This window comes from Pseudomonas salicis, from assembly GCF_057128705.1.
In genome coordinates this window covers 70,614-93,774 of sequence record NZ_JBSKHU010000008.1, presented here as the reverse complement: position 1 = coordinate 93,774, position 23,161 = coordinate 70,614, and the positions used below count along the sequence as shown (strand labels likewise).

At 60.7% G+C, this 23,161-nt stretch carries 22 protein-coding genes; all 22 read right to left on the bottom strand.

The annotated features are described in order from the left end of the window. Positions 1–3: 3 nt before the first annotated feature. The gene (locus tag ACWKWE_RS26170; RefSeq protein ID WP_483852118.1) at positions 4–2,334 is read right to left on the bottom strand and encodes a chemotaxis protein CheA; all 2,331 of its coding nucleotides are present in this window, start codon (positions 2,332–2,334) and stop codon (positions 4–6) included. Positions 2,335–2,463: 129 nt separating this feature from the next. After that, entirely contained in the window at positions 2,464–3,252 is a 789-nt protein-coding gene (locus ACWKWE_RS26165; protein ID WP_166598674.1) for a protein phosphatase CheZ, read from the bottom strand. 19 nt (positions 3,253–3,271) lie between these two features. After that, complete coding sequence (locus ACWKWE_RS26160; protein ID WP_175500148.1) at positions 3,272–3,646, bottom strand: chemotaxis response regulator CheY; 375 nt, start codon at positions 3,644–3,646, stop codon at positions 3,272–3,274. Between the two features lie 272 nt (positions 3,647–3,918). Beyond that, positions 3,919–4,659 (bottom strand): RNA polymerase sigma factor FliA, encoded by a 741-nt coding sequence (fliA, locus tag ACWKWE_RS26155; RefSeq protein WP_081568863.1) that lies wholly within the window; start codon positions 4,657–4,659, stop codon positions 3,919–3,921. Continuing rightward, a complete protein-coding gene (gene fleN, locus ACWKWE_RS26150; RefSeq protein WP_166598675.1) occupies positions 4,656–5,489 on the bottom strand; it encodes a flagellar synthesis regulator FleN in 834 nt (277 codons plus the stop codon). Before fleN ends, fliA begins: the two co-directional genes overlap by 4 nt. A 118-nt stretch (positions 5,490–5,607) precedes the next feature. Continuing rightward, positions 5,608–6,963: a flagellar biosynthesis GTPase FlhF gene (gene flhF / locus ACWKWE_RS26145; protein WP_166598676.1), complete on the bottom strand. Its 1,356-nt coding sequence runs from the start codon at positions 6,961–6,963 to the stop codon at positions 5,608–5,610. An 11-nt stretch (positions 6,964–6,974) separates the two neighbouring features. Beyond that, on the bottom strand, positions 6,975–9,104 hold the full coding sequence (gene flhA / locus ACWKWE_RS26140; RefSeq protein ID WP_166598677.1) for a flagellar biosynthesis protein FlhA: 2,130 nt from the start codon (positions 9,102–9,104) through the stop codon (positions 6,975–6,977). A gap of 293 nt (positions 9,105–9,397) precedes the next feature. After that, positions 9,398–10,537 carry a flagellar biosynthesis protein FlhB gene (gene flhB, locus ACWKWE_RS26135; protein WP_166598678.1) on the bottom strand — a complete coding sequence of 380 codons (1,140 nt, stop codon included), beginning with the start codon at positions 10,535–10,537 and terminating at the stop codon, positions 9,398–9,400. A 1-nt stretch (position 10,538) separates the two neighbouring features. After that, positions 10,539–11,324 carry a flagellar biosynthetic protein FliR gene (gene fliR, locus ACWKWE_RS26130; protein ID WP_166598679.1) on the bottom strand — a complete coding sequence of 262 codons (786 nt, stop codon included), beginning with the start codon at positions 11,322–11,324 and terminating at the stop codon, positions 10,539–10,541. A 7-nt stretch (positions 11,325–11,331) separates the two neighbouring features. Further along, entirely contained in the window at positions 11,332–11,601 is a 270-nt protein-coding gene (gene fliQ, locus ACWKWE_RS26125) for a flagellar biosynthesis protein FliQ (protein ID WP_166598680.1), read from the bottom strand. Between the two features lie 25 nt (positions 11,602–11,626). Continuing rightward, positions 11,627–12,370, bottom strand: a complete 744-nt coding sequence (gene fliP, locus ACWKWE_RS26120; RefSeq protein WP_401151181.1) for a flagellar type III secretion system pore protein FliP — start codon at positions 12,368–12,370, stop codon at positions 11,627–11,629. Next, positions 12,370–12,894 (bottom strand): flagellar biosynthetic protein FliO, encoded by a 525-nt coding sequence (fliO, locus tag ACWKWE_RS26115; RefSeq protein ID WP_483852194.1) that lies wholly within the window; start codon positions 12,892–12,894, stop codon positions 12,370–12,372. The genes fliP and fliO overlap by 1 nt, the downstream gene beginning before the upstream one ends. A gap of 72 nt (positions 12,895–12,966) precedes the next feature. Beyond that, complete coding sequence (fliN, locus tag ACWKWE_RS26110; protein WP_341958959.1) at positions 12,967–13,428, bottom strand: flagellar motor switch protein FliN; 462 nt, start codon at positions 13,426–13,428, stop codon at positions 12,967–12,969. 60 nt (positions 13,429–13,488) lie between these two features. Then, positions 13,489–14,457 (bottom strand): flagellar motor switch protein FliM, encoded by a 969-nt coding sequence (fliM, locus tag ACWKWE_RS26105; RefSeq protein ID WP_166598683.1) that lies wholly within the window; start codon positions 14,455–14,457, stop codon positions 13,489–13,491. Positions 14,458–14,466: 9 nt separating this feature from the next. After that, positions 14,467–14,970, bottom strand: coding sequence for a flagellar basal body-associated protein FliL (gene fliL / locus ACWKWE_RS26100; protein ID WP_483852117.1), 504 nt, complete (start codon positions 14,968–14,970; stop codon positions 14,467–14,469). Between the two features lie 269 nt (positions 14,971–15,239). Next, on the bottom strand, positions 15,240–16,685 hold the full coding sequence (locus ACWKWE_RS26095) for a flagellar hook-length control protein FliK (RefSeq protein WP_483852116.1): 1,446 nt from the start codon (positions 16,683–16,685) through the stop codon (positions 15,240–15,242). Positions 16,686–16,775: 90 nt separating this feature from the next. Continuing rightward, positions 16,776–17,165, bottom strand: a complete 390-nt coding sequence (locus ACWKWE_RS26090; RefSeq protein WP_483852115.1) for an Hpt domain-containing protein — start codon at positions 17,163–17,165, stop codon at positions 16,776–16,778. A gap of 33 nt (positions 17,166–17,198) precedes the next feature. After that, positions 17,199–18,911 (bottom strand): ATP-binding SpoIIE family protein phosphatase, encoded by a 1,713-nt coding sequence (locus tag ACWKWE_RS26085; protein WP_483852114.1) that lies wholly within the window; start codon positions 18,909–18,911, stop codon positions 17,199–17,201. Then, the gene (locus tag ACWKWE_RS26080) at positions 18,911–19,213 is read right to left on the bottom strand and encodes an STAS domain-containing protein (RefSeq protein ID WP_166598688.1); all 303 of its coding nucleotides are present in this window, start codon (positions 19,211–19,213) and stop codon (positions 18,911–18,913) included. The genes ACWKWE_RS26085 and ACWKWE_RS26080 overlap by 1 nt, the downstream gene beginning before the upstream one ends. 1,322 nt (positions 19,214–20,535) lie before the next feature. Next, positions 20,536–20,988: a flagellar export protein FliJ gene (gene fliJ / locus ACWKWE_RS26075; RefSeq protein WP_401151170.1), complete on the bottom strand. Its 453-nt coding sequence runs from the start codon at positions 20,986–20,988 to the stop codon at positions 20,536–20,538. A 6-nt stretch (positions 20,989–20,994) separates the two neighbouring features. Next, entirely contained in the window at positions 20,995–22,353 is a 1,359-nt protein-coding gene (fliI, locus tag ACWKWE_RS26070) for a flagellar protein export ATPase FliI (RefSeq protein WP_166597993.1), read from the bottom strand. After that, positions 22,343–23,158: a flagellar assembly protein FliH gene (gene fliH / locus ACWKWE_RS26065; protein ID WP_166597994.1), complete on the bottom strand. Its 816-nt coding sequence runs from the start codon at positions 23,156–23,158 to the stop codon at positions 22,343–22,345. The genes fliI and fliH overlap by 11 nt, the downstream gene beginning before the upstream one ends. Between the last annotated feature and the right edge of the window lie 3 nt (positions 23,159–23,161).

Sequence of the window (23,161 nt, the reverse complement as noted above, 5' to 3'; positions counted from 1 at the left end):
GCATCAAATACGCCGCGCGGCGTACCGCTTGAGCATGCTCGGCACATCGAGAATCAGCGCGATGCGGCCGTCACCGGTGATGGTGGCGCCGGACATGCCTGGCGTGCCTTGCAACATCTTGCCCAGCGGTTTGATCACGACTTCTTCCTGACCCACCAGTTGATCGACCACGAAGCCGATGCGTTGGGTGCCGACGGAAAGGATCACCACGTGACCTTCGCGTTGCTCCTCGTGCGCAGCCGAGCTGACCAGCCAGCGCTTGAGGTAGAACAGCGGCAGCGCCTTGTCACGCACGATCACCACTTCCTGACCGTCGACGACGTTGGTGGTCGAGAGGTCCAGGTGGAAGATTTCGTTGACATTGACCAGCGGGAACGCGAACGCCTGGTTGCCCAGCATCACCATCAGGGTCGGCATGATCGCCAGGGTCAACGGGACCTTGATGACGATCTTCGAGCCTTGGCCCTTGGTCGAGTAGATGTTGATGGTGCCGTTGAGCTGGGCGATCTTGGTTTTCACCACGTCCATGCCCACGCCACGGCCCGACACGTCGGAAATCTCGGTCTTGGTCGAGAAGCCCGGCGCGAAGATCAGGTTGTAGCAGTCGGTGTCGCTCAGGCGATCCGCCGCATCCTTGTCCATCACCCCACGCTTGACCGCGATGGCGCGCAGCACCGCCGGGTCCATACCTTTGCCGTCATCGGAAATCGACAGCAGGATGTGGTCGCCTTCCTGTTCCGCCGAGAGCACTACGCGACCGCCACGGGCTTTGCCCGATGCTTCGCGCTCTTCCGGCGATTCGATGCCGTGGTCAACCGCGTTGCGCACCAAGTGGACCAGCGGGTCGGCCAGGGCCTCGACCAGGTTCTTGTCGAGGTCGGTTTCTTCACCGACCAGTTCAAGGTTGATTTCTTTCTTGAGCTGACGGGCCAGATCGCGAACCAGTCGCGGGAAGCGACCGAAGACTTTCTTGATCGGCTGCATCCGGGTCTTCATGACGGCGGTTTGCAGGTCAGCGGTGACCACGTCCAGGTTGGACACGGCCTTGGACATGGCTTCATCGCCGCTGTTGAGGCCCAGGCGCACCAGACGGTTACGCACCAGCACCAACTCGCCGACCATGTTCATGATTTCGTCCAGCCGCGCGGTGTCGACGCGCACGGTGGTTTCGGCTTCGGTCGGGGCCTTGTCGGCGGCTGCCGGTGCAGGTGCCCGGGCCGGTGCTGTCGGGGCCGGTGCTGCCGCTGCAGGGGCTGGCGCAGCGGCCGCTTTTGCAGGCGCAGGTGCCGCAGCCGGAGCAGGCGCGGCCGCCGGTTTGGCTGGCTCGGCTTTGGGGGCCTCGGCCTTGGCCGGTTCGGCTTTTTTCACGGGTGCCGTGGCAACGGGCGCGCTCGCGGCAACATCCGCCGAGAAGGTGCCCTTGCCATGCAGTTGGTCGAGCAGCGCTTCGAATTCGTGATCGGTGATTTCATCCGACGCCGGGGCGCCGGACTCGGCAGCGGCAGGCGCGGCCGCCACTGGAGCAGGGGCAACGGCTGTCGCTGTGTCGGCGGAAAACGAGCCTTTGCCGTGCAGTTGATCAAGCAACGCTTCGAATTCGTCGTCGGTGATTTCATCGCTGGCAGGCGCGGCAGCCGGCGCAGAAGACGCAGCCGGTGCAGCAGCAGGCGCCACGGCATCGACCGCGAACTGGCCTTTGCCATGCAGTTGATCCAGCAGGGATTCAAATTCGGCGTCGGTGATTTCGTCGCTGGCGGCTTCCGTTGCAGGCGCAGCGGGTGCCGGTGCCGGTGGCGCAGACACGGCTGCGCTCGCCGCTTCCGCCTTCACGGCATTCAGCGAGTCCAGCAGTTGTTCGAATTCGTGATCGGTGATGTCGTCGGAAGGCGCTTCGGCCACCTCTTCAACTACCGGCGCAGGGGCAGCGGCGATTTCGTCGGCAGACGCAGGCTCGGCCAGACGCGACAGCGCGGCGAGCAGCTCTGGCGTGGCCGGGGTCACGTCCGAACGCTCACGGACCTGGCCGAACATGCTGTTGACGGTGTCCAGTGCTTCGAGCACGACATCCATGAGTTCCGCGTCGACCCGGCGCTCACCTTTGCGCAGGATGTCGAACACGTTTTCGGCGATGTGGCAGCATTCGACCAGCTCGTTGAGCTGGAGGAAGCCTGCGCCCCCTTTTACAGTGTGAAAACCGCGAAAAATTGCATTGAGCAGGTCCGCATCGTCCGGTCGGCTTTCCAGCTCGACCAACTGTTCGGACAACTGCTCCAGAATCTCGCCGGCCTCTACCAGAAAATCCTGAAGGATCTCTTCATCGGCGCCGAAGCTCATTGGGGGTGCTCCTAAAATTAACCGTCAACCGATCCAGGAGCTGCGTCGATGGCCTGCGCGCATTGCCTTCGTCGAGACATTGGCGCGCAAGCCCACAGCCACTTTCACATAGAACCCTGGCTCTGGATTTCAGAAGCCGAGGCTGGATAGCAGATCGTCTACATCATCCTGACCGGATACGACGTCTTCACGTTTATCGGCATGAATCTGCGGACCTTCACCCTTGGAATGAAGTTTTTCCTGTTCTTTTTGCTTACGGAACTCTTCCTGGTCGTGTTCGATCCCGGCGAAGCGATCGACCTGACTGGCCATCAGCACCAACTTGAGCAAATTGCTCTCGACTTCGGTCACCAGCGTGGTCACACGCTTGATCACCTGGCCGGTCAGGTCCTGATAGTCCTGAGCCAGCAGAATGTCGTTCAGGTGACTGGCGACCTCGTGGGTCTCCTTCTCGCTGCGGGTCAGAAAACCTTCGACGCGGCGGGCCAGATCACGAAACTCTTCAGCACCGATTTCGCGGCGCATGAAGCGGCCCCAATCGACGCTCAACGCCTTGGCGTCGGCGCTCAGGCCGTTCATCAGCGGTGTGCTCTGCTCCACCAGGTCCATCGTGCGGTTGGCCGCGCCTTCAGTGAGGCGGACAACGTACGACAGACGCTCGGTGGCATCCGTGATCTGCGACACTTCCTCGGCTTGCGGCATGTGCGGGTCAATCTGGAAATTGACGATTGCACTGTGCAGCTCGCGCGTCAGCTTGCCCACTTCCTGATACAGGCCGCGGTCCCGGGTCTGATTAAGCTCATGGATAAGTTGCACGGCGTCGCCGAACTTGCCTTTTTCGAGGCTGGCGACCAGTTCTTGTGCGTGTTTCTTCAGGGTCGACTCGAAGTCACCCATTGTCGAATCTTTGGAATCCATAGCGCCCTCACAGCGGACATCAGGAATTGACGCGCTCGAATATCTTCTCGATCTTTTCTTTGAGCACCTGAGCCGTGAAAGGCTTGACCACGTAACCGTTCACGCCCGCCTGAGCGGCTTCGATGATCTGCTCGCGCTTGGCTTCGGCGGTCACCATCAACACAGGCAGGTGACGCAGACGTTCGTCGGCACGCACCTGACGCAGCAGGTCGATGCCGGACATGCCAGGCATGTTCCAGTCGGTCACCAGAAAGTCAAAAGCACCGCTCTGCAGCATCGGCAATGCGGTGGTACCGTCATCTGCTTCGGCCGTGTTGGTGAACCCAAGGTCACGCAACAGGTTTTTTATGATCCGCCGCATCGTTGAAAAGTCATCAACGATGAGGATTTTCATGTTCTTGTCCAATTCGACCTCCAAGCAGTCTTTAACGCGCCCAGTGCCTGGACGCGCGTTCAATCAATACCGGCAACATCGCTCCACCGGTCACACGAAAACGAGGGGGCCTTTCGAAGAAACACGTGATGAGCGCCACGGAAAAAGTCCGAAGACCTGATCCCAGCGGCTCCTGCCTTGTCCCTTTTGCTTCCCACACAACGCCTTGCACAGCCGGCCTTACCACCCAAAACGCAGGCATCTTTGTGAAAAGACGGGCCCGCGTCAATGCGTCAACGCGCGCGCCATTCTCCCAACCGGCCCCGCAGACGTGCGGCGCACTGGCTATGCAGCTGGCTGACACGGGATTCGCTGACCCCCAAGACCTCCCCGATCTCTTTGAGGTTCAGCTCTTCGTCGTAGTACAACGCCAGCACCAGGCGCTCACGCTCGGGCAAGTTGGCGATGGCGTCCGCCAGCGCGCTCTGGAAACGTTCATCTTCCAGATCCCGCGACGGTTCGAGCGACTGGCTCGCGCCGTCCTCGTGCAACCCTTCATGCTCGCCGTCCTGCAACAGGTCGTCGAAGCTGAACAAGCGGCTGCCCAAGGTATCGTTCAGAATCCCGTAGTAATCGTCGAGACTCAATTGAAGTTCGGCCGCAACTTCATGATCTTTAGCGTCGCGACCGGTTTTCGCTTCAATTGCACGAATCGCGTCACTGACCATGCGCGTATTGCGGTGGACCGAGCGTGGCGCCCAGTCCCCCTTGCGCACTTCATCGAGCATCGCGCCGCGAATACGAATGCCGGCGTATGTCTCGAAACTCGCACCCTTGGTGGAGTCGTATTTGGTCGACACTTCGAGCAGGCCGATCATGCCGGCCTGGATCAGATCCTCGACCTGCACGCTGGCCGGCAGACGCGCCAGCAAGTGGTAGGCGATGCGCTTGACCAAAGGGGCATAGCGCTCGATCAGCTCATACTGAGAATCTTTGGACGATTTGCTGTACATGCGATAGCCACTTGCAGTCATGACACAGGCCCTGCACTGGTCTGATGAACCAGGCGCTCAACGAAAAATTCAAGGTGGCCTCGCGGGTTCGCCGGCAATGGCCAGGTATCGACCTTCTGCGCAATGGCCTTGAACGCCAGCGCGCATTTGGAACGTGGAAACGCTTCGTACACCGCACGCTGTTTCTGCACGGCCTTGCGCACGCATTCGTCGTACGGCACGGCGCCGACGTATTGCAGGGCCACGTCGAGGAAACGGTCGGTGACCTTGGTCAGCTTGGCGAACAGGTTGCGGCCTTCCTGCGGGCTCTGCGCCATGTTGGCCAGCACGCGGAAACGGTTCATGCCGTAGTCGCGGTTCAGCAGTTTGATCAGCGCGTAGGCGTCGGTGATCGAGGTCGGCTCATCGCAGACCACCAACAGCACTTCCTGCGCGGCGCGCACGAAGCTGACCACCGATTCGCCGATCCCGGCAGCGGTGTCGATCACCAGTACGTCCAGGTTGTCGCCGATGTCGCTGAACGCCTGAATCAGACCCGCGTGTTGCGCAGGGCTCAGGTGAACCATGGTCTGGGTGCCCGACGCCGCAGGCACGATGCGCACACCGCCCGGGCCCTGCAACAGAACATCGCGCAGCTCGCAGCGTCCTTCGATGACGTCCGCCAAGGTGCGTTTAGGGGTCAGCCCCAACAATACGTCAACGTTGGCGAGACCCAGATCGGCGTCCAGCAACATGACGCGACGTCCCAACTCGGCCAGGGCCAGCGAGAGGTTCACTGACACGTTGGTCTTGCCGACGCCACCTTTGCCACCGGTCACCGCGATAACCTGTACGGGATGCATGCTGCCCATGTTAATTTTTTACCTTGTCTTGCTTAGACCAAAGCCACATTTCGGGCTGCACGTTCACTGCGTGAACAATGCTTGGCAGACCATCGATGCAGGTATATTCCACTGTCATTTTCCTTACCTAGCCCGCGCGCTTGCCGGGGCTGTGATAAAGATCCGCAAACATATCCGCCATCGCTTCCTCGCTAGGCTCCTCCTGCATCTGAACGCTGACAGCCCTGCTGACCAACTGATGCCGACGTGGCAGATGCAGATCATCCGGAATGCGCGGGCCATCGGTGAGATAGGCCACGGGCAATTCATGTGTCACCGCCAGGCTCAGCACTTCGCCGAGGCTGGCGGTTTCGTCGAGCTTGGTCAGGATGCACCCGGCCAAACCGCAACGCTTATAACTGTGGTACGCCGCCGTCAGCACCTGCTTCTGGCTGGTGGTGGCGAGCACCAGGTAATTGCGCGCCTTGATCCCGCGACCGGCCAGACTCTCCAGTTGCAGGCGTAGGGCCGGATCACTGGCTTGCAAGCCGGCGGTGTCAATCAACACCACACGCTTGCGCAGCAACGGCTCCAGCGCCTGAGCCAGCGATTGACCGGGGTCAACGTGGGTCACCGGCACATTGAGAATGCGGCCCAGCGTCTTGAGCTGTTCCTGCGCCCCGATGCGGAAGCTGTCCATGCTCACCAGCGCGATGTTTTGTGCGCCGTACTTCAACACGTAACGCGCCGCCAGCTTGGCCAGCGTCGTGGTCTTGCCCATGCCTGCCGGGCCGACCATCGCAATCACACCGCCCTCTTCCAGCGGCTCGACATCCGGCGTGACGATCATGCGCGCCAGGTGCGCCAGCAACATGCGCCAGGCGTGGGGCTGATCGTCGGTGTCCGGCACCATCGCCAGCAGGTCACGGGACAGAGGCCCCGACAGACCGACGCGTTGCAGACGGCGCCACAGGTTCGCCTGTTGCGGGCGGCTGCCTTGCAGTTGGTTCCAGGCCAGCGAACCCAGCTGGACTTCCAGCAGTTCACGCAGGCCATTCAATTCAGAGCGCATCGAGTCGTACGCACGCTGGCTGATGCCCGGCTCGGCCGATTGACGCTCGGCGCGTTCAGCACGATCAGCCGCAATGGCCGCGTGGATAGACGGGCGAAAGGGTTCGTCCAGCGTCGGTTCGATTTGTTTGCTGTCGTCCATGGCCACGCCGGTGAACAGCTGGCGATTGGCGACGGTGTCCAGCTCGCTGCGATGGGTCAGCTCGGCCTGAGCGGTCACGATGCGCGATTGGGTCTTGCGCAGTTCGTCTTCCAGCTCGATGTTCGGCACGCGCGGGGCCAGCGCAGACAATTTGTAGTCCAGTGCGGCAGTCAGTTCCACACCGCCTGCGATCCGCCGATTCCCGATGATGGCGGCTTCAGCGCCCAGCTCATCGCGAACCAGTTTCATGGCTTGTCGCATATCGGCGGCGAAAAAACGCTTAACTTGCATGACTCACTACCTCAGCCGTTCGGCCCGACAGTCGCTACGATGGTGACTTGCTTATTGTCAGGAATTTCCTGATACGCCAAAACATGCATGTTCGGGACGGCCAGGCGTCCAAAGCGGGACAACATGGCGCGAACCGGACCTGCGACCAACAAAATAACCGGCTGACCCTGCATCTCCTGACGCTGCGCCGCTTCGATCAACGAGCGCTGAAGTTTCTCAGCCATGCTCGGTTCGAGGAGAACGCCTTCTTCCTGACCCTGTCCTGCCTTCTGCAGACTATTGAGCAATATCTGTTCCAACCTTGGCTCAAGCGTGATAACAGGCAGCTCCGGCTCAATGCCGACAATGCTTTGCACGATGGCGCGGGACAATCCGACCCGTACAGCCGCCACCAATGCGGCGGTATCTTGACTCCGCGCAGCGTTGTTGGCGATGGCCTCGGCAATGCTGCGAATATCGCGCACCGGGACCTGTTCCGCCAGCAGCGCTTGCAACACCTTGAGCAGCGCAGACAACGACAGCACGCCGGGTACCAACTCTTCAGCCAACTTGGGCGAGCTTTTAGCCAGCAACGTCATCAGTTGCTGAACTTCCTCGTGCCCGATCAGCTCATGAGAGTGTTTGTAGAGAATCTGGTTCAAGTGGGTTGCCACTACGGTGCTGGCGTCGACCACGGTGTAGCCGAGAGACTGCGCCTGGGCACGCTGGGAAATCTCGATCCAGACCGCTTCGAGCCCGAACGCCGGGTCTTTGGCAGTGATGCCGTTGAGGCTGCCAAACACCTGACCGGGGTTGATCGCCAACTCGCGGTCCGGGTAAATCTCGGCCTCGGCGAGGGTCACGCCCATCAGCGTCAGGCGGTAGGCACTCGGCGCCAGGTCGAGGTTGTCGCGAATGTGAACGGTCGGCATCAGGAAGCCCAGCTCCTGCGAGAGCTTCTTGCGCACGCCCTTGATCCGCGCCAGCAGTTGACCACCCTGGTTGCGGTCCACCAGCGGAATCAGGCGATAGCCCACTTCCAGGCCGATCATGTCGATCGGCGTCACGTCGTCCCAGCCCAGCTCTTTCGACTCCTGGGCGCGATTCGGCGCAGGCAGCAAGTCCTGCTGGCGTTTGACTTCCTGGATCGCGGCCAGCTTGACCATGTTCTGTTTCTTCCACAGCAGGTAAGCGCCACCCGCCGCCGCCAGCCCGAGGCTGATGAACGAGAAGTGCGGCATGCCGGGCACCAGACCCATGACGATCATGATGCCAGCGGATACGGCCAGTGCCTGGTGCGAAGCGAACATCTGGCGCTTGACCAGCTTGCCCATTTCTTCCGAACCGGAAGCACGGGTCACCATGATCGCAGCGGCGGTGGACAGCAGCAGGGATGGCAATTGCGCCACCAAACCGTCACCGATGGTCAACAGCGCGTAGACCTTGCCCGCGTCAGCAAAGCTCATGCTGTGCTGGATGATGCCCACCAGCATGCCGCCGATGAGGTTGATGAACAGAATCAACAGACCAGCGATGGCGTCACCGCGAACGAATTTACTGGCACCGTCCATGGAACCGTAGAACTCAGCCTCTTGGGCGACTTCCAGACGACGGCGCTTGGCTTCGGGCTGATCGATCAGACCGGCGTTGAGGTCGGCGTCGATGGCCATCTGTTTGCCGGGCATCGCGTCGAGGGTGAAGCGCGCGCTCACCTCGGAGATACGACCGGCACCTTTGGTCACGACCACGAAGTTGATGATCATGAGGATCGCGAACACCACGATACCGACGACGTAGTTACCGCCGATCACCACTTCACCGAACGCCTGAATCACCTTACCGGCGGCGGCATGACCGTCCTGCCCGTGAAGCATGACCACACGGGTGGACGCGACGTTGAGCGCCAGCCGGAGCAAGGTGGCGACGAGCAGGATGGTGGGGAATACCGAGAAGTCGAGCGGACGCAGTGCGTAAACGCAGACCAACAGTACGACGATGGAGAGCGCAATGTTGAACGTGAAAAACACGTCCAGCAGGAACGGCGGCATGGGCAACATCATCATTGCCAACATGACCAGCAGCAAGAACGGCACGCCCAACTGACCACGACCCAGACCGGCCAGGCCAACGCGAGCGTTAGAGATTAACTGTGAGCGATCCACCGATTCCGTACCTGCGCGTTGATCAAAACTTTGACGCCAGAGGCGTTGTAACAGGGTTATTGCAAAAACCTGTCCAACTTGTGGGATGGGTGAAAAATGCCAGAGTGCCATCACGTAGAAATGTGGAGACGTTGGCATTTTTTTGGGAGTGGCCAGGGATCGATGGAGAGCTGGTTTGTGCGGTTTGAGACGCTAACGACTCGGTCCATCAGGCACGGGCACGTTTAAGCCAATGTAGGAGTGAGCTTGCTCGCGATAAGGCCCGAAGGGCATCCGTGTAGCAATCGAGAGCCTTACGAATCCCGTCTCAAATCCGGCGGAATCGGCAAGTTGTCATTCAACGGATCAGGCCGCTTGCCGCGTCCCGCCTGGAACTGGCGGATCTGGTACACGTACGCCAGTACCTGCGCCACGGCCAGGTACAGCCCTGCCGGAATTTCCTGTTCCAGCTCCGTGCTGTAATAAATCGAACGCGCCAGCCCTGGCGATTCCAACAGCAGAATCTGATGCTGCGCCGCGATCTCGCGGATTTTCAACGCCATGAAATCCGTACCCTTGGCCAACAGCACCGGCGCCCCGCCCTTGTCCGCGTCGTACTTCAAGGCCACGGCATAGTGGGTCGGGTTGGTGATGATGACATCCGCCTCGGGCACCGCCGCCATCATCCGCCGCTGCGACATCTCGCGCTGCAACTGACGAATACGACCCTTGACCTCAGGCCGCCCCTCATTGTCCTTGTGCTCGTCGCGCACTTCCTGCTTGGTCATCAACAGCTTCTGACGCGCCTGATACAACTGCACCGGAACGTCGATCGCCGCGATGATCAACAGCCCCATCGCCATCCACAGCGTGCTCCAGCCCACCAATTGCAGGCTGTGCACGACCGCCATCTCCATGGGCTCGTGAGCGATGGCAAGCAGGTCTTTTTTGTCTTTGGACAGCACCACCACTGCCACCGTCAGGACGATCAAGAACTTGCCGAACGACTTGAGCAATTCGATCAGCGCCTGAGGCGACACCATGCGCTTCAAACCGGCGAGCGGGTTCAGGCGGCTGAATTTGGGCGATAGCGAATCCGGCGCGAACAACCAGCCGCCCAGCGAAATCGGGCCGATCAGCGAAGCGATCATCAAAGAGACCAACAGCGGTGTCACCGATGCCAAGGCGGCCTTGCCGGACACCATCAACATCAGGCCCATGCTGCGCTCATCCATCAACGCCTCGCGGGTGATGGTGAAGTTGTCGCGCATCAAGTGCATCATCATCTCGGCCATGGACCCGCCGAACGCCAGCAGGCCCGCCGCGCCGACGACCATCACGATGACCGTGTTCAGGTCTTTGGAGCGGGCAATCTCGCCCTTCTCCCGGGCATCGCGTCTGCGCTTGTCCGTGGGGTCTTCTGTCTTGTCCTGACCGCTTTCGCTTTCTGCCATGTCAGTGCGCCTTGACCATGTCCCTGAGTACCTGCAAGGCTTCGACCGCCAGCGGCTGGTACTGATTGAGGATGTCGCCGAGTGAGACCCACAGAATCCCCATGCCCAGCACCAGCGTCAACGGAAAACCGATGGTGAAGATGTTCAACTGCGGCGCGGCGCGGGTCATGACACCCATGGCGACGTTGAGCACCAGCAGCGCTGTGATCGCGGGCAGCACCAGCACCAGCGCAGCACCGAAAACCCAGCCCAGCCGCACCACCAAGGCCCAGAAGTCCGACGGCATCAGCCCCTGCCCCACCGGCAACGTCGTGAAGCTTTCAACCAGCACCTCGAAGACCACCAGATGGCCATTGGTGGCGAGAAACAGCAGCGTGAGGAGCATGGTGAAAAATTGCCCGATGATCGCGCTCGACACCCCGTTGATGGGGTCGATCATTGACGCGAAGCTCATGCCCATCTGAGTCGCCACGATTTGCCCGGCGATCACGAACGCCTGAAAAAACAACTGCAACGACAACCCGAATGCCGCGCCGATGATGATCTGCTGAGCCACCAGCAACAGCGCACTGAGGTCCAGGGCGTGAACTTCGGGCATGGGCGGAAGGCTCGGCGCGATGACCACCGTGATGGCCAACCCGAAATACAGGCGAATGCGTCGGGGCACCAGGGTCGTGCCAATGATCGGCATGGTCATCAGCACGGTCACGATCCGGAACAGCGGCAGCACGAACGCCGCCACCCAGCTGCTGATCTGCGTGTCGGTCAGCGCCAGTACAGGCTCCATGCGCCGGTCAGCCGATGACTTGAGGAATGCTGGTGTACAGCGAAATGATGTATTCCATAAAGGTGCGCACCATCCACGGCCCGATCACGATCAGGGTGACCAGCATCACCAGCAGACGCGGCAGAAAGCTCAAGGTCTGTTCGTTGATCTGCGTGGCGGCCTGAAACATCGACACCAGCAGGCCCACCACCAGGCTCGGGACAACGAGAATCGCCACCATGGTGACGATCAACCAGAGGGCTTCGCGAAAAATATCGAGGGCGACTTCCGGGGTCATGCCAGGCACTCCGTATCAAACAGGGTCATACGCCACCAAAACTGCCGGCCAGCGTGCCAATGATCAACGCCCAGCCATCCACCAGCACGAACAGCATGATTTTGAACGGCAGGGAAATGATCAGCGGAGACAGCATCATCATCCCCATCGCCATCAGCACGCTGGCGATCACCAGGTCGATGATCAGGAATGGAATGAAGATCATGAAGCCGATCTGAAACGCGGTTTTCAGCTCCGACGTCACGAACGCCGGAACGATGATCGTCAGCGGCGCAGCGTCTGGGGTCGGGATGTCGGTGCGCTTGGACAGGCGCATGAACAGCTCCATGTCGCTGGAACGGGTCTGCGCGAGCATGAAGTTCTTGATGGGCACCTCAGCCTTGGCGACCGCGTCCTGGGCCGTGATCTTCTCGGCCAGATACGGCTGCAAGGCATCGCTGTTCACGCGGTCGAACACCGGGGCCATGATGAACAGCGTCAAAAACAAGGCCATGCCTGTGAGGATCTGGTTCGACGGTGTCTGCTGCAAGCCCAGCGCCTGACGCACGATCGAGAACACGATGATGATCCGGGTAAAGCTGGTCATCAGCATGACGAACGCCGGAATAAAACTCAGCGCCGTCATGATCAGCAGGATTTGCAGGCTGACCGAGTATTCCTGCTGGCCGTTGGCGCCGGTGCCCAGCGTGATCGCCGGAATCGACAACGGGTCGGCGGCGAAGGCCATCGGGGCTGCCAGCAACAACAGCAGCGTCAAAACGATACGCATCAGTTCTTGTCCTTCTGACCCGGATTGCCAAGGCCGTCATTGCCCGCGCGGCCTTTGTCGCCTCGGGAGGCACCCATGCCCTTATTGCCCAAGGCTTCCAGCAGGCGCCTGGCGAATTCAGGTGTCGTGTTTTGCGTGTCCGGCACGACCACAGGCTCATTCATCACATGCAGCGCCGTGATACTCCCGGGGGAGACACCGAGCAATACTTGCTCGTTGCCGATCTGCACCAGCACCAGCCGGTCACGAGGCCCCAGCGCGCGGGAACCGACCAGCTCGATTACCTGATTACCGGCAGGACCTGCACGCTGCACGCGACGCATCAGCCAGGCCAGCACGAAGATCAGGCCGACCACCAGCAACAGACCCAACACCAGTTGGGTCAATTGCCCGGCGACACCACTGCCCAGCGCGCTGGACACTTGCGGAGCGGCCGCTGGCGCAACCGTTGAGGCCACGGTGGCCGCAGCGGGGGCAACAGCCGGGCTGGCATGCACGACCGGAGCCGCCGGATCGGCGGCCATGACGAGCCAGGACGTGGCCAGCAGCGCCAACCCCGACAGGGTCTTGAGCCCCTTCACCCAGAAACCGCCCACTTAACGCAGCTTCTTGATGCGTTCGCTCGGGCTGATCACGTCGGTCAGGCGGATGCCGAACTTCTCGTTCACCACCACCACCTCACCGTGGGCGATCAACGTGCCGTTGACCAGCACGTCCAGTGGCTCACCCGCCAGACGATCCAGCTCGATCACCGAACCCTGGTTCAGTTGCAGCAGGTTGCGGATGTTGATATCGGTGCTGCCCACTTCCATGGAAATGGACACGGGAATGTCGAGAATCACGTCCAGGTTCGGACCGTCCAGCGACACCGGGCCGTTGTTCTTCGGCATGCTGCCGAACTCTTCCATCGCCAGACGATTGGTCGAGTTCCCGGCGTCGGCCGCCAACAGCGCGTCGATGTCAGCCTGACCGCCCTCGCCCGCTTCACCCAGGGCGGCAGCCCACTCGTCGGCCAGTGCCTGGTCGTCTGTGGAGTTCATTTCGTTTTCATCAGCCATGGTGATCCTCGACAAGCATTATTCGTTTACACAGCACATTTTGAAGCTGACGGCAAAGCGTCAGCGGCGTTCGACCGGCTCGACCACTTGCAGGGCCAGATTGCCCTTGTGCGAACCCAGCTTGACCTTGAACGACGGTACGCCGTTGGCGCGCATCACCAGATGATCGTTCAGCTCCACCGGAATCACGTCACCCGGTTGCATGTGCAGGATGTCCCGCAGTTTGAGCTGCCGACGGGCCACCGTGGCGCTCAACGGCACCGACACGTCCATCACGTCCTGCTTGAGCGCGTTGACCCAACGTTCGTCCTGATCGTCCAGATCGGACTGGAAACCGGCGTCGAGCATTTCACGCACGGGCTCGATCATCGAGTACGGCATGGTCACGTGCAGGTCGCCGCCACCGCCGTCGAGTTCGATATGGAAGGTCGAGACCACAATGGCTTCACTCGGGCCAACGATGTTGGCCATGGCCGGGTTCACTTCCGAGTTGATGTACTCGAAGTTGACTTCCATGATCGCCTGCCAGGCTTCTTTCAGGTCGATGAACGCCTGATCCAGCACGATCCGCACCACGCGCAGCTCGGTCGGGGTGAACTCCCGGCCTTCGATCTTGGCGTGACGACCGTCGCCACCGAAGAAGTTGTCCACCAGCTTGAACACCAGCTTGGCGTCCAGGATAAACAGCGCGGTGCCGCGCAACGGCTTGATCTTGACCAGATTCAGACTGGTCGGCACGTACAGCGAGTGCACGTATTCGCCGAACTTCATCACCTGCACGCCACCCACCGCCACGTCCGCAGAACGGCGCAGCAGGTTGAACATGCTGATACGGGTGTAACGGGCGAAACGCTCGTTGATCATTTCCAGGGTCGGCATGCGTCCGCGGACGATGCGATCCTGGCTGGTCAGGTCATAACTCTTGACGCTGCCCGGTTCGATAACGCTTTCGGTCTGCACCAGACCATCGTCCACGCCGTGCAACAGCGCGTCGATTTCATCCTGGGACAGCAGGTCTTGCACGGCCATGTCGTGGTCCTACTGCAGTACGTAGTTAGTGAAAAGAACCTGTTCGATGACGCTTTTGTTCAGCTCTTTCTGTCCGACTTCCTGCACCACCGCGGCAGCCTTCTGACGCAGCATTTCCATGCCGACAGGGGTCGCGATGGTGTCGAACGGCTGGCCGGAGAACATCATCACCAGGTTATTGCGGATGACCGGCATGTGCACCTTCAGCGCTTCCAGGTCCGCGTGATCACGGGCCAGGAGGGTAATGCTGACCTGCATGTAGCGCTGACGGCCGTTGACGTTGTAGTTGACGACAAAAGGCGGCGTCAGCGGTTCGAAGATCGCCTCTTTCTGGGCGTTGGCGGCCTCGGCGACAGCCGCTGGATCAGGCTTGCTTTCGGCCTTGTGCATGATGAACCAGGTCGCGCCGACCGACAGACCAATGGCCAGCAACAAGCCCACCACCACCAGAATGATGACCTTCAACTTGCTTTTCTTCGCCGGGTCTTTAACTGCGTCGTCGCTCTTCGCCATGCCAATAATCCGTCACTATCCAAGGGGTTCGGTGTTGCGTGACAGAGGGAGAGCAAGGTGTGTGCCAGAACGGCAGCGGCGAGCTTTGAGCGGCAAGCTTCGAGGAAAAGCAGAGAAGCAGTTTTGAGGAGTGAGCTTCAAGCTACGAGAAAAAGCAAAGCGGCGAGGCGGGAGAAACCGGGGTCTCTCTCGCACTCACCGCTTTTGATGTTGCTGTTACTTGCCGCTTGTAGCTCGCCACTCGCCGCTGCCTGAAACGCCCAAGCGTTTTAGGCGTAGTAGTCGACGGCGCTGGAGCCCACGACCGTCAACGGCGCGCTGGCCGCTGAAGAGGCTGCGTCAACCGGGGCGCCGTCGGCGATGAGGTCGCTGTCGCTGGCACCGCCGACGCCGCGCGAACCGTTACCCCGCTGGCCGTCGCCGGACTGTTGCTGCTGAGCCTGTTGCTGCCAGCCTTGGGACTGGTCAGATACGTTGACGTTGACCTGCCCCATGCCCTGTTGAACGAACGACTCACGCAGACGGCCCATCTGGCTTTCCAGCGCTTCACGGACACCGACGTGGGCGCTCATGAAGGTGACTTGGGTCTGCTGGTCTGCCGCCATATTGACGCGGATGTCCAGACGGCCCAATTCAGCCGGTTGCAACTGAATGTCGGCCTGTTTCAGGTTCTGACTGGACAGGTACATCACGCGGTTGACTACGCCTTCGGTCCAGCCGCTCTGGTTCATGGCCAAGGGCTGGTTGATCAGCGGCGCGGGCGCTGGCGTGCTGGTCCTCACCTGTGCAGCCTGGGACAACGCGGCCAGACGCTCGGCAAAGTTATCGACGCGGGTGTCGCTGGTGGCGGTCTTGACGTCTTTCAGGCCATCGGCGAGCAAGCCGCTGAACGCCTTGTCACCCCCGCCTTCCGTGGCGTCTTTGTCCGCCGCCTTGTCGCCCAGCGCCGCCAGCGTGCCTGCCAACATCTGGGCAGGGTCGGCATTCGTGTCCTGCTTGGCGTCGGTTTTGCTCGCGTCGTTGGTGTGACCGTTCAATTGGGCGGTCTGTTGGGTCTTGTTCTGCAGCGCGACTTGCACGGCCGTCAGACCTTCAAGCGGGTCGGCGGACGGATCGAATTGATCGTCAGTGGGCGTCGTCGGCGCCTGAGCGACAGGCGGCGCAACCACCGGAGCCGCAGTGGCTGCCAGCAACGCAGGGTCAACCACAGGCTGCACGTCTACCACCGGCGCAGGAACAGGCGTCTGAGGCGCGACGGCCAACAGCGAAGGATCAACGACCGGAGCCGCTACCGACCCATCCGCCACCGTGGTCGCGTCGGCCGCGTTAGCCGCTTCGGTGGTGTCATCTTCGCTGTCGTCGTCATCGTCGTCATCGTTGTCGCTACTGCTGCCCTTGCCGTCGTCGCTGTCCTTGGCGTGAACGGATTTGGCAGGCAAGGCATTGCCGTTTTCGGCAACGGTCTTGTCGGAAGCGGCAGACGTTTGCTTGTCGTCGTGCTTATTGTCGACCGCCGAAGTCTTGGCGCTGGCCGGCTTCGACGGACTGTCGTCGACGGAATTCGACTTCGGCGCAGACTGCTTGGCGAACACAGTGGAAAAGCTGGAAGCCTTGTCCTTGACGGGGTCCGGGGCCTTCGCCGACGTGGCGGCGCTGGCTTTCTGGGCTTTGGCAGCCGTCAGAGCCGTCAGTAGGGGGTTGTTGGCGAGGGCCATGTTGATCTCCGCAAGGACACGATTACCCAGAGACCTAGCAAATGGCGGGCCACATCTGTATCAACTCGGTTTTCCAGTGGTGGCGACGTGTCAGTGTCGAGTCAGCGTGGTCTGTAATTCAACGTCGAAGAGGTCCCGCACCACGTTGAATTCCAGATGAATGGCCCAGACCAGCTCCGAAATCCGCGCGCCGCTGACAGCGCTTTGATCCCGGACCAGCTCTTCGAGCTGGTGGCACAACTCCGCCAGATGCGAAGCACCCATGTTGCCGCTGCTGCCTTTGAAGCTATGGGCCATCGAGCGCAGGGTTTGCAGTTGTGTGGGTGACGCCGGGGAAAAGTCAGGGTGGTGAATCAGCCCGTTCAAATCCGTGACACGGGCCTCCGAGTCCTTGATGAAGATGTGCAGCAATGCCGGGTATTCGGTTTCCATGACATCGCGCAACGTACTGAGTACGGTCAAATCCACATGAGTGTTCAATGCTTGCTCGCTCCTTGATCAAGATGCGCGGGATTATGCCAGACCCTCCCACGCAAACTCCACAGACGCCGTGCGGCCATCCTCCGACCAGCGACACCGGTCGCTGAGTTGACGCACCAGGCTCAGACCTCGCCCGGACAATTGATCGACCGCAGGCGGCAATGCCAGCACATGCTCGGCGTTGAAACCATTGCCGCTGTCGTGCACCTCGACGGTCAGGCGTCCACCCTGCCCCATCGGGATTACCTGGAAATTAAAGCGGATGAACCCGTCTTCCAGGTTATCCAGCCGCTCACCGCGCTGCTGATAGTACAGCGCAAACCCTTCGGCGTTCTGCTTGAGCGCCGAATCCAGCCCCAGCACCCCGTGTTCCAAGGCATTGCTGTACAGCTCGGCCAGCACGATGTAGAGCTCGCTGCTCTGCTGGCGCAGGCCATGAACCTCCTGCAACAGCTGCAAGAGATAGGGCAACGGATTGAAGCGTTTGAGCGTCGAGGCGCGGAATTCGAAACTCGCAGACCAGTCGAGCGGGCTGGAATCGCCGCTGTCGGTGTAGATGACCGACGGCGGGCCGAGGGATTCCGGCTCGGTGAAGCCCACTTCCAGCATGCTGACGTCATCCCGCACCTGCCCGCGAAACCGCGCCAACGCCCATTGCACCTCTTCGATCAGCATCGCCGGGTTGCGGTTGGTCACGAATACGTTCTGCAAACGCCGGGCGCCGAACATCTCGCCTGTTTCGTCAGTGCTGTCCACGACGCCGTCGGAGAGCAGGAACACCCGATCACCGGGGCCGAAGGGATAGACCTGGGTGTTGTCATCGAACGTGCCGGCACTCAACACGCCCAGCGGCAAGTGGGCAGACACCAGCGGCGTGTGCGGGCGACCGTCGCCATGCAGGAGGTAACCGTCCGGCAAACCGCCATTCCACACCTCGACCAAGTGCTGCTTGAAGTTGACGCACAGCAACGCGGCGCAGCAGAACATGTCCACGGGCAGGATACGCTTGAGCTTGGCGTTCATCTCGCGCAGGGTTTCCGGCAGACCGTACCCCTTGGCCGTCATGCCATAGAACACCTCCGCCAGCGGCATCGCGCCCACTGCTGCAGGCAGGCCATGGCCGGTGAAATCGCCAAGCAGCACATGCATGTTGCCGGACGGCGCCCAGGCCGCCAGCAGCAAATCGCCGTTGAACAGCGCGTAAGGCGATTGCAGGTAGCGGATGTTCGGCGCGCTCAGGCAACCGGAGTGAGCGATCTGATCGAACACCGCCTTGGCGACGCGCTGTTCGTTGAGCAGGTACTTGTGGTGCCGGGCAATCAGGTCGCGCTGTTGCAGGACCGTTTCCTGCAACAGCCGCAGGCGGTTCATGGCGTTGATCTTCGCCGCCAGCACCACCTGGTTATAGGGTTTGGCGACGAAGTCATCGCCGCCCGCATCGAGACAGCGAGCCAGGCCTTCGCCTTCGGTCATGGAGGTGAGGAAGATGATCGGCACCAGCGATTCGCCCGCCAGTTCCTTGATCCGACGAGCAGCCTCGAAACCGTCCATCACGGGCATCAGGGCGTCCATCAGGATCAGTTGCGGGCGGCGCTGTTCGAACAGCGCCACCGCTTCGGCCCCATCGCACGCGCTCAGCGCCTCATGGCCCTGACGGCTGATGATCGCCGAGAGCAGCATGCGGTCGCTGGCATTGTCATCGGCGATGAGGATCGTCAGGCGCTCGGGTGGCGCGGAACCCACCATCAGCCGATGCGGAAGAGTTTAGAGAAGTTGGAGATGGCGAGGATTTTCTGAACGTCGTTGCTGCAGTTTTCCAGCCGCACATCGGAGCGATCGCCACCGGCGTGGTCGCGCAACAACAGCAACATGCCCAATGCCGAGCTGTCGAGGTAGTTGGTTTCCTTGAGGTCGACCACGTACCGTTTGGCCTTGTTTTCCTTTTCGTAGGCACCGCGGAAGTCCTGGTGCGTCGAGAAGTCAAAGCGTCCCTTGATCTTGATGGTCAGTTGCTGCTCGTCTGCAGAACGATCGGAAGTTACTGACATGACAAATCCCTTATGTGAAACGGTGTCAGACGGGTGAAGTTTTAGCATTGGTTTTGCGGCGCGGCAAATGGAGTTTGCTGTGGGTTGTAGAGCGCTTGAATATCCATTTCTTCGGTAACGGCGACTTACGGTTCCGCCCTTACGGCGGGTCACTTTTTCCAAGAGCCGAAAAAGTAACCAAAAAGGCCCTGCTCCTGGTTGGGTTCCTCCTTCGTCGGAATACCCTCACTCCGGCGACGCTCCGTGGGCCCGCGCCGAACGGACATCCATGTCCTGACGGCGCTCTCGCGGCATCCATGCCGCTCGACCCACTCCGCATCGCCTTCATTCGGCCTGCACCCAAGTCGCGTTCGGCGGTGTCTGATCTTCCGTGTTCGAAGAGCAACGGCATCTGGCTGGAGCTAAAGCTCTTCGCGGTTGTGGGTATTCGCTCTTTATCTGTTGCACCGCAAATCCCACTGTGGGAGCGAATTCATTCGCGAATGGCCGCTACAGACAATACATCTCCATCGCCTGAACCCTTTTTCGCGAATGAATTCGCTCCTACAGTAGATCCCGGGCGTGCACAAATTTCTTGTCACGCCCCAATCCCCATGTAGGAGCGAATTCATTCGCGAATGGCCGGTACAGACAATACATCTCCATTACCTGATCTATTTTTCGCGAATGAGTTCGCTCCTCCAGTAGATCCCGGGCGTGCACACATTTCTTGTCACGCCCCAATCCCCCTGTAGGAGCGAATTCATTCGCGAATGGCCGGTACAGACAATACATCTCCATTGCCTGATCTATTCTTCGCGAATGAATTCGCTCCTCCAGTAGATCCCGGGCGTGCACACATTTCTTGTCACGCCCCCCCTGTAGGAGCGAATTCATTCGCGAATAGCCGGTACAGACAATGCATCTCCATTACCTGATCTATTTTTCGCGAATGAATTCGCTCCCACAGTTTGAAGATGTGCACGGAATGAAGCCTCGAACAGCCATACACCGCGAGGAGCGTTAGCTCCAGCAAGCGGCTCTTGATCTTCAATCGCGACAGTCCAGACACCGCAGAACGCGACTTGGGTGCAGGCTGAACGCAGGCGATGCGGAGTGGGTCGAGCGGCATGGATGCCGCGAGAGCCGCGCTGGGCCATGGATGGCCCAGCGCGGCGGGCCCACGGAGCGTCGCCGAAGTGAGGGAACCCGACGAAGGAGGGCCAAACCAGGAGCAGATGGTTTTGGTTACTTTTCCCGAAAGAAAAGTGACCCGCTGTAAGAGCGGAACCAATATCAGCAACACCCGATTAAATGGATATGCACCTAAAACCCAACGCCCCCTAAAATTGCTGATCAACCCGGGGCAACCGCTGCGACAACTCATCCAGCAGTTTCTGCTCGCGCTTATCTTCCAGCGCCCTCGCCTCGTCGATGTACCGTTGCACCAACTTGCGCAACCCCTCGACCCGGGCATACGCCTTCTGCCACTCACCCCGGGCTTTATTCAGGTTGTTCTGGTGCCAGTTCAGACTCTGCCGCTGCTGACTCACCGCCGTCTCAAGCTGGTTGAGAAAGCGCTGGTAGTTCATCAGCCACTGGCCGGACACGCCGTGGGCGCCTTTGTCGATCCATTGCTGTTGATAGTCGGAGCGAAACTTCTCCAGCTCGCCGAGTTTGCTCTCGGCCAGCCGAACCTGTCCTTGAAAATGCCCCAGACGCTGAACGGCGGTCTTTTCGGCCTTTTCGGCCATGTCCACCACCGGCGCCAGTCGGGCGGCGCGACTCTGGGCCATGGGCTATCAGCCCCCGGCCTGAGGATTGAAGATCCTCGCCAGCTGCGCTTCGCTGCTCTCCATGCTCTCGTTGTCGTGCAGCCCTTGACGCAGATAACGCACCAGTTGCGGCTGCAGATTGATCGCCGTGTCCGTCTCGCGATCCCCCCCGGCGACATAGGCACCGACGCTGATCAAGTCGCGACTCTGCTGGTAGCGCGACCACAATTGCTTGAAGTACTGGGCCTGAACCATGTGCTCGGGCGAGACCACGGACGGCATGACCCGGCTGATGGACGCTTCGATGTCGATGGCCGGGTAATGCCCCTCTTCCGCCAGGCGCCGCGACAGCACGATGTGGCCGTCCAGCACGCCCCGCGCCGAGTCGGCAATCGGGTCCTGTTGGTCGTCGCCTTCGGACAAAACGGTGTAGAACGCGGTGATCGAACCGCCGCCCTTCTCCGCGTTACCGGCGCGCTCTACCAGCTTCGGCAGTTTGGCGAACACTGACGGCGGATAGCCTTTGGTTGCGGGCGGTTCGCCGATGGCCAGGGCGATTTCCCGCTGGGCTTGGGCGAAACGGGTCAGGGAGTCCATCAGCAACAGGACGTTCTTGCCCTTGTCGCGGAAATATTCGGCGATCCGCGTGCAATACATCGCCGCCCGCAGACGCATCAGGGGCGCGTCGTCTGCAGGGGATGCGACGACTACAGAGCGCTTGAGGCCTTCTTCGCCGAGGATGTGTTCGATGAATTCCTTCACCTCACGGCCCCGTTCACCGATCAGCCCGACGACGATGATGTCGGCCTCGGTGAAGCGGGTCATCATCCCCAGCAGCACGGATTTACCCACGCCAGTCCCGGCGAACAGGCCCAGACGCTGGCCGCGACCCACCGTCAACAAACCGTTGATGCAGCGAATGCCGACATCCAGCGGCTGGCTGATCGGGTCGCGTTTGAGCGGGTTAATGGTCGGGCCGTCCAGCGGCACCCAGTCTTCGGCCTTCATGCCGCCCTTGCCGTCCAGCGGACGACCGGCGCCATCGAGCACACGACCGAGCATGGTCATGCCCATCGGCAAACGCCCAGTGTCAGGCAGCGGCACCACGCGTGCGCCCGGTGCAATGCCGGCGACGCTGCCCACGGGCATCAGGAACACCTTGCCACCGGCAAAGCCCATGACTTCGGCCTCGACTTCCACCGGTTGATGGCTGTCGTCGTTGATCACTACACAGCGGCTGCCCATCGCCGCACGCAGGCCTTCCGCCTCAAGCGTCAGGCCCACCATGCGCAGCAGGCGGCCTTCGACCACGGGCTGGACGGGCAAGCTGATGGCGTCAGGGTAGGCGCTCAGGCGTTTGCCGAAGCTGGTGCGCTCAAGACGCATCGGACGCGTCCGCGTTTTTCTGCATCAGGTCTTCGGCGCTTTTGATCGCGGCTTCCAGATCGACACTCACGTCCGGCACCGTCGGGTGCAGGGCTTGTTCGTGCAGCTGGTCGAACATCTTGGCGATGGCCACGCTCAAACGTGTCTCGATGGTCGCGTCGATGCGGCTGTGTTCGGTTTCGACCCGGCAACCGCCCGGCTGCAGGGTGTCGTCTTCGAGGATGCGCCAGTTTTCTTCGTGGCGTTCACGCAGCGCTTTGACCTGGGCGAAGTCCTGGGAATTGACCAGAATCCGCACGTTGGTGGCGCCCATGGGCAACAGCCGCAAGGCGTCCTGAAGCACTTTGCCGATCTGGCTGGAATCGGTTTTCAGCTCGCGCTGAATGACCTGCCGGGCGAGGTGCTCGACCAACTGGATCATGGATTTTTCGATCTGCGCGTCCTGCTCGGCGATGGGCTCAAGCAGGTGCGTCATCAGGGTTTCAAGGCTTTCCAACTTGGCCGTCAAAGCCACTTCGGCCTCTTGGCGAACCTTGAGCTGCGTGCTGTGGAAACCCTCTTTCTCGCCGATGGCGAAACCTTCGTTGTAGGCGTCCTGACGGATGCTTTCCAGCTCTTCCAGGGTCAGTGGCTGGACTTCCTCCAGCGGCACTTCTTCGCTTTCCTGAGGCTCCGGCTCAACCACCGGTTCCGGCTCGGGCTCTTCCACATGAGGATCGAAGCTGGGCAATGTCCAGACATCGATCCCACGCAGATCCTTGGCGCGGATAAGCTCGCTGGGTGCTTCTTTATCGGAGCTGAACATCGA

Excerpts from the sequence above, each read along its gene's own strand:
- flhF (WP_166598676.1), bottom strand. The coding sequence starts at position 6,963 with ATGCAAGTTAAGCGTTTTTTCGCCGCCGATATGCGACAAGCCATGAAA.
- ACWKWE_RS26160 (WP_175500148.1), bottom strand. The coding sequence starts at position 3,646 with ATGAAAATCCTCATCGTTGATGACTTTTCAACGATGCGGCGGATCATA.
- fliR (WP_166598679.1), bottom strand. The coding sequence starts at position 11,324 with ATGGAGCCTGTACTGGCGCTGACCGACACGCAGATCAGCAGCTGGGTG.
- fliH (WP_166597994.1), bottom strand. The coding sequence starts at position 23,158 with ATGTTCAGCTCCGATAAAGAAGCACCCAGCGAGCTTATCCGCGCCAAG.
- ACWKWE_RS26170 (WP_483852118.1), bottom strand. The coding sequence starts at position 2,334 with ATGAGCTTCGGCGCCGATGAAGAGATCCTTCAGGATTTTCTGGTAGAG.
- fliN (WP_341958959.1), bottom strand. The coding sequence starts at position 13,428 with ATGGCTGATGAAAACGAAATGAACTCCACAGACGACCAGGCACTGGCC.
- fliO (WP_483852194.1), bottom strand. The coding sequence starts at position 12,894 with ATGGCCGCCGATCCGGCGGCTCCGGTCGTGCATGCCAGCCCGGCTGTT.
- fliA (WP_081568863.1), bottom strand. The coding sequence starts at position 4,659 with ATGACTGCAAGTGGCTATCGCATGTACAGCAAATCGTCCAAAGATTCT.
- fliP (WP_401151181.1), bottom strand. The coding sequence starts at position 12,370 with ATGCGTATCGTTTTGACGCTGCTGTTGTTGCTGGCAGCCCCGATGGCC.
- fliJ (WP_401151170.1), bottom strand. The coding sequence starts at position 20,988 with ATGGCCCAGAGTCGCGCCGCCCGACTGGCGCCGGTGGTGGACATGGCC.
- ACWKWE_RS26085 (WP_483852114.1), bottom strand. The coding sequence starts at position 18,911 with ATGGTGGGTTCCGCGCCACCCGAGCGCCTGACGATCCTCATCGCCGAT.
- ACWKWE_RS26165 (WP_166598674.1), bottom strand. The coding sequence starts at position 3,252 with ATGGATTCCAAAGATTCGACAATGGGTGACTTCGAGTCGACCCTGAAG.
- fleN (WP_166598675.1), bottom strand. The coding sequence starts at position 5,489 with ATGGGCAGCATGCATCCCGTACAGGTTATCGCGGTGACCGGTGGCAAA.
- fliL (WP_483852117.1), bottom strand. The coding sequence starts at position 14,970 with ATGGCGAAGAGCGACGACGCAGTTAAAGACCCGGCGAAGAAAAGCAAG.
- fliQ (WP_166598680.1), bottom strand. The coding sequence starts at position 11,601 with ATGACCCCGGAAGTCGCCCTCGATATTTTTCGCGAAGCCCTCTGGTTG.
- fliM (WP_166598683.1), bottom strand. The coding sequence starts at position 14,457 with ATGGCCGTGCAAGACCTGCTGTCCCAGGATGAAATCGACGCGCTGTTG.
- flhB (WP_166598678.1), bottom strand. The coding sequence starts at position 10,537 with ATGGCAGAAAGCGAAAGCGGTCAGGACAAGACAGAAGACCCCACGGAC.
- ACWKWE_RS26080 (WP_166598688.1), bottom strand. The coding sequence starts at position 19,213 with ATGTCAGTAACTTCCGATCGTTCTGCAGACGAGCAGCAACTGACCATC.
- fliI (WP_166597993.1), bottom strand. The coding sequence starts at position 22,353 with ATGCGTCTTGAGCGCACCAGCTTCGGCAAACGCCTGAGCGCCTACCCT.
- ACWKWE_RS26095 (WP_483852116.1), bottom strand. The coding sequence starts at position 16,685 with ATGGCCCTCGCCAACAACCCCCTACTGACGGCTCTGACGGCTGCCAAA.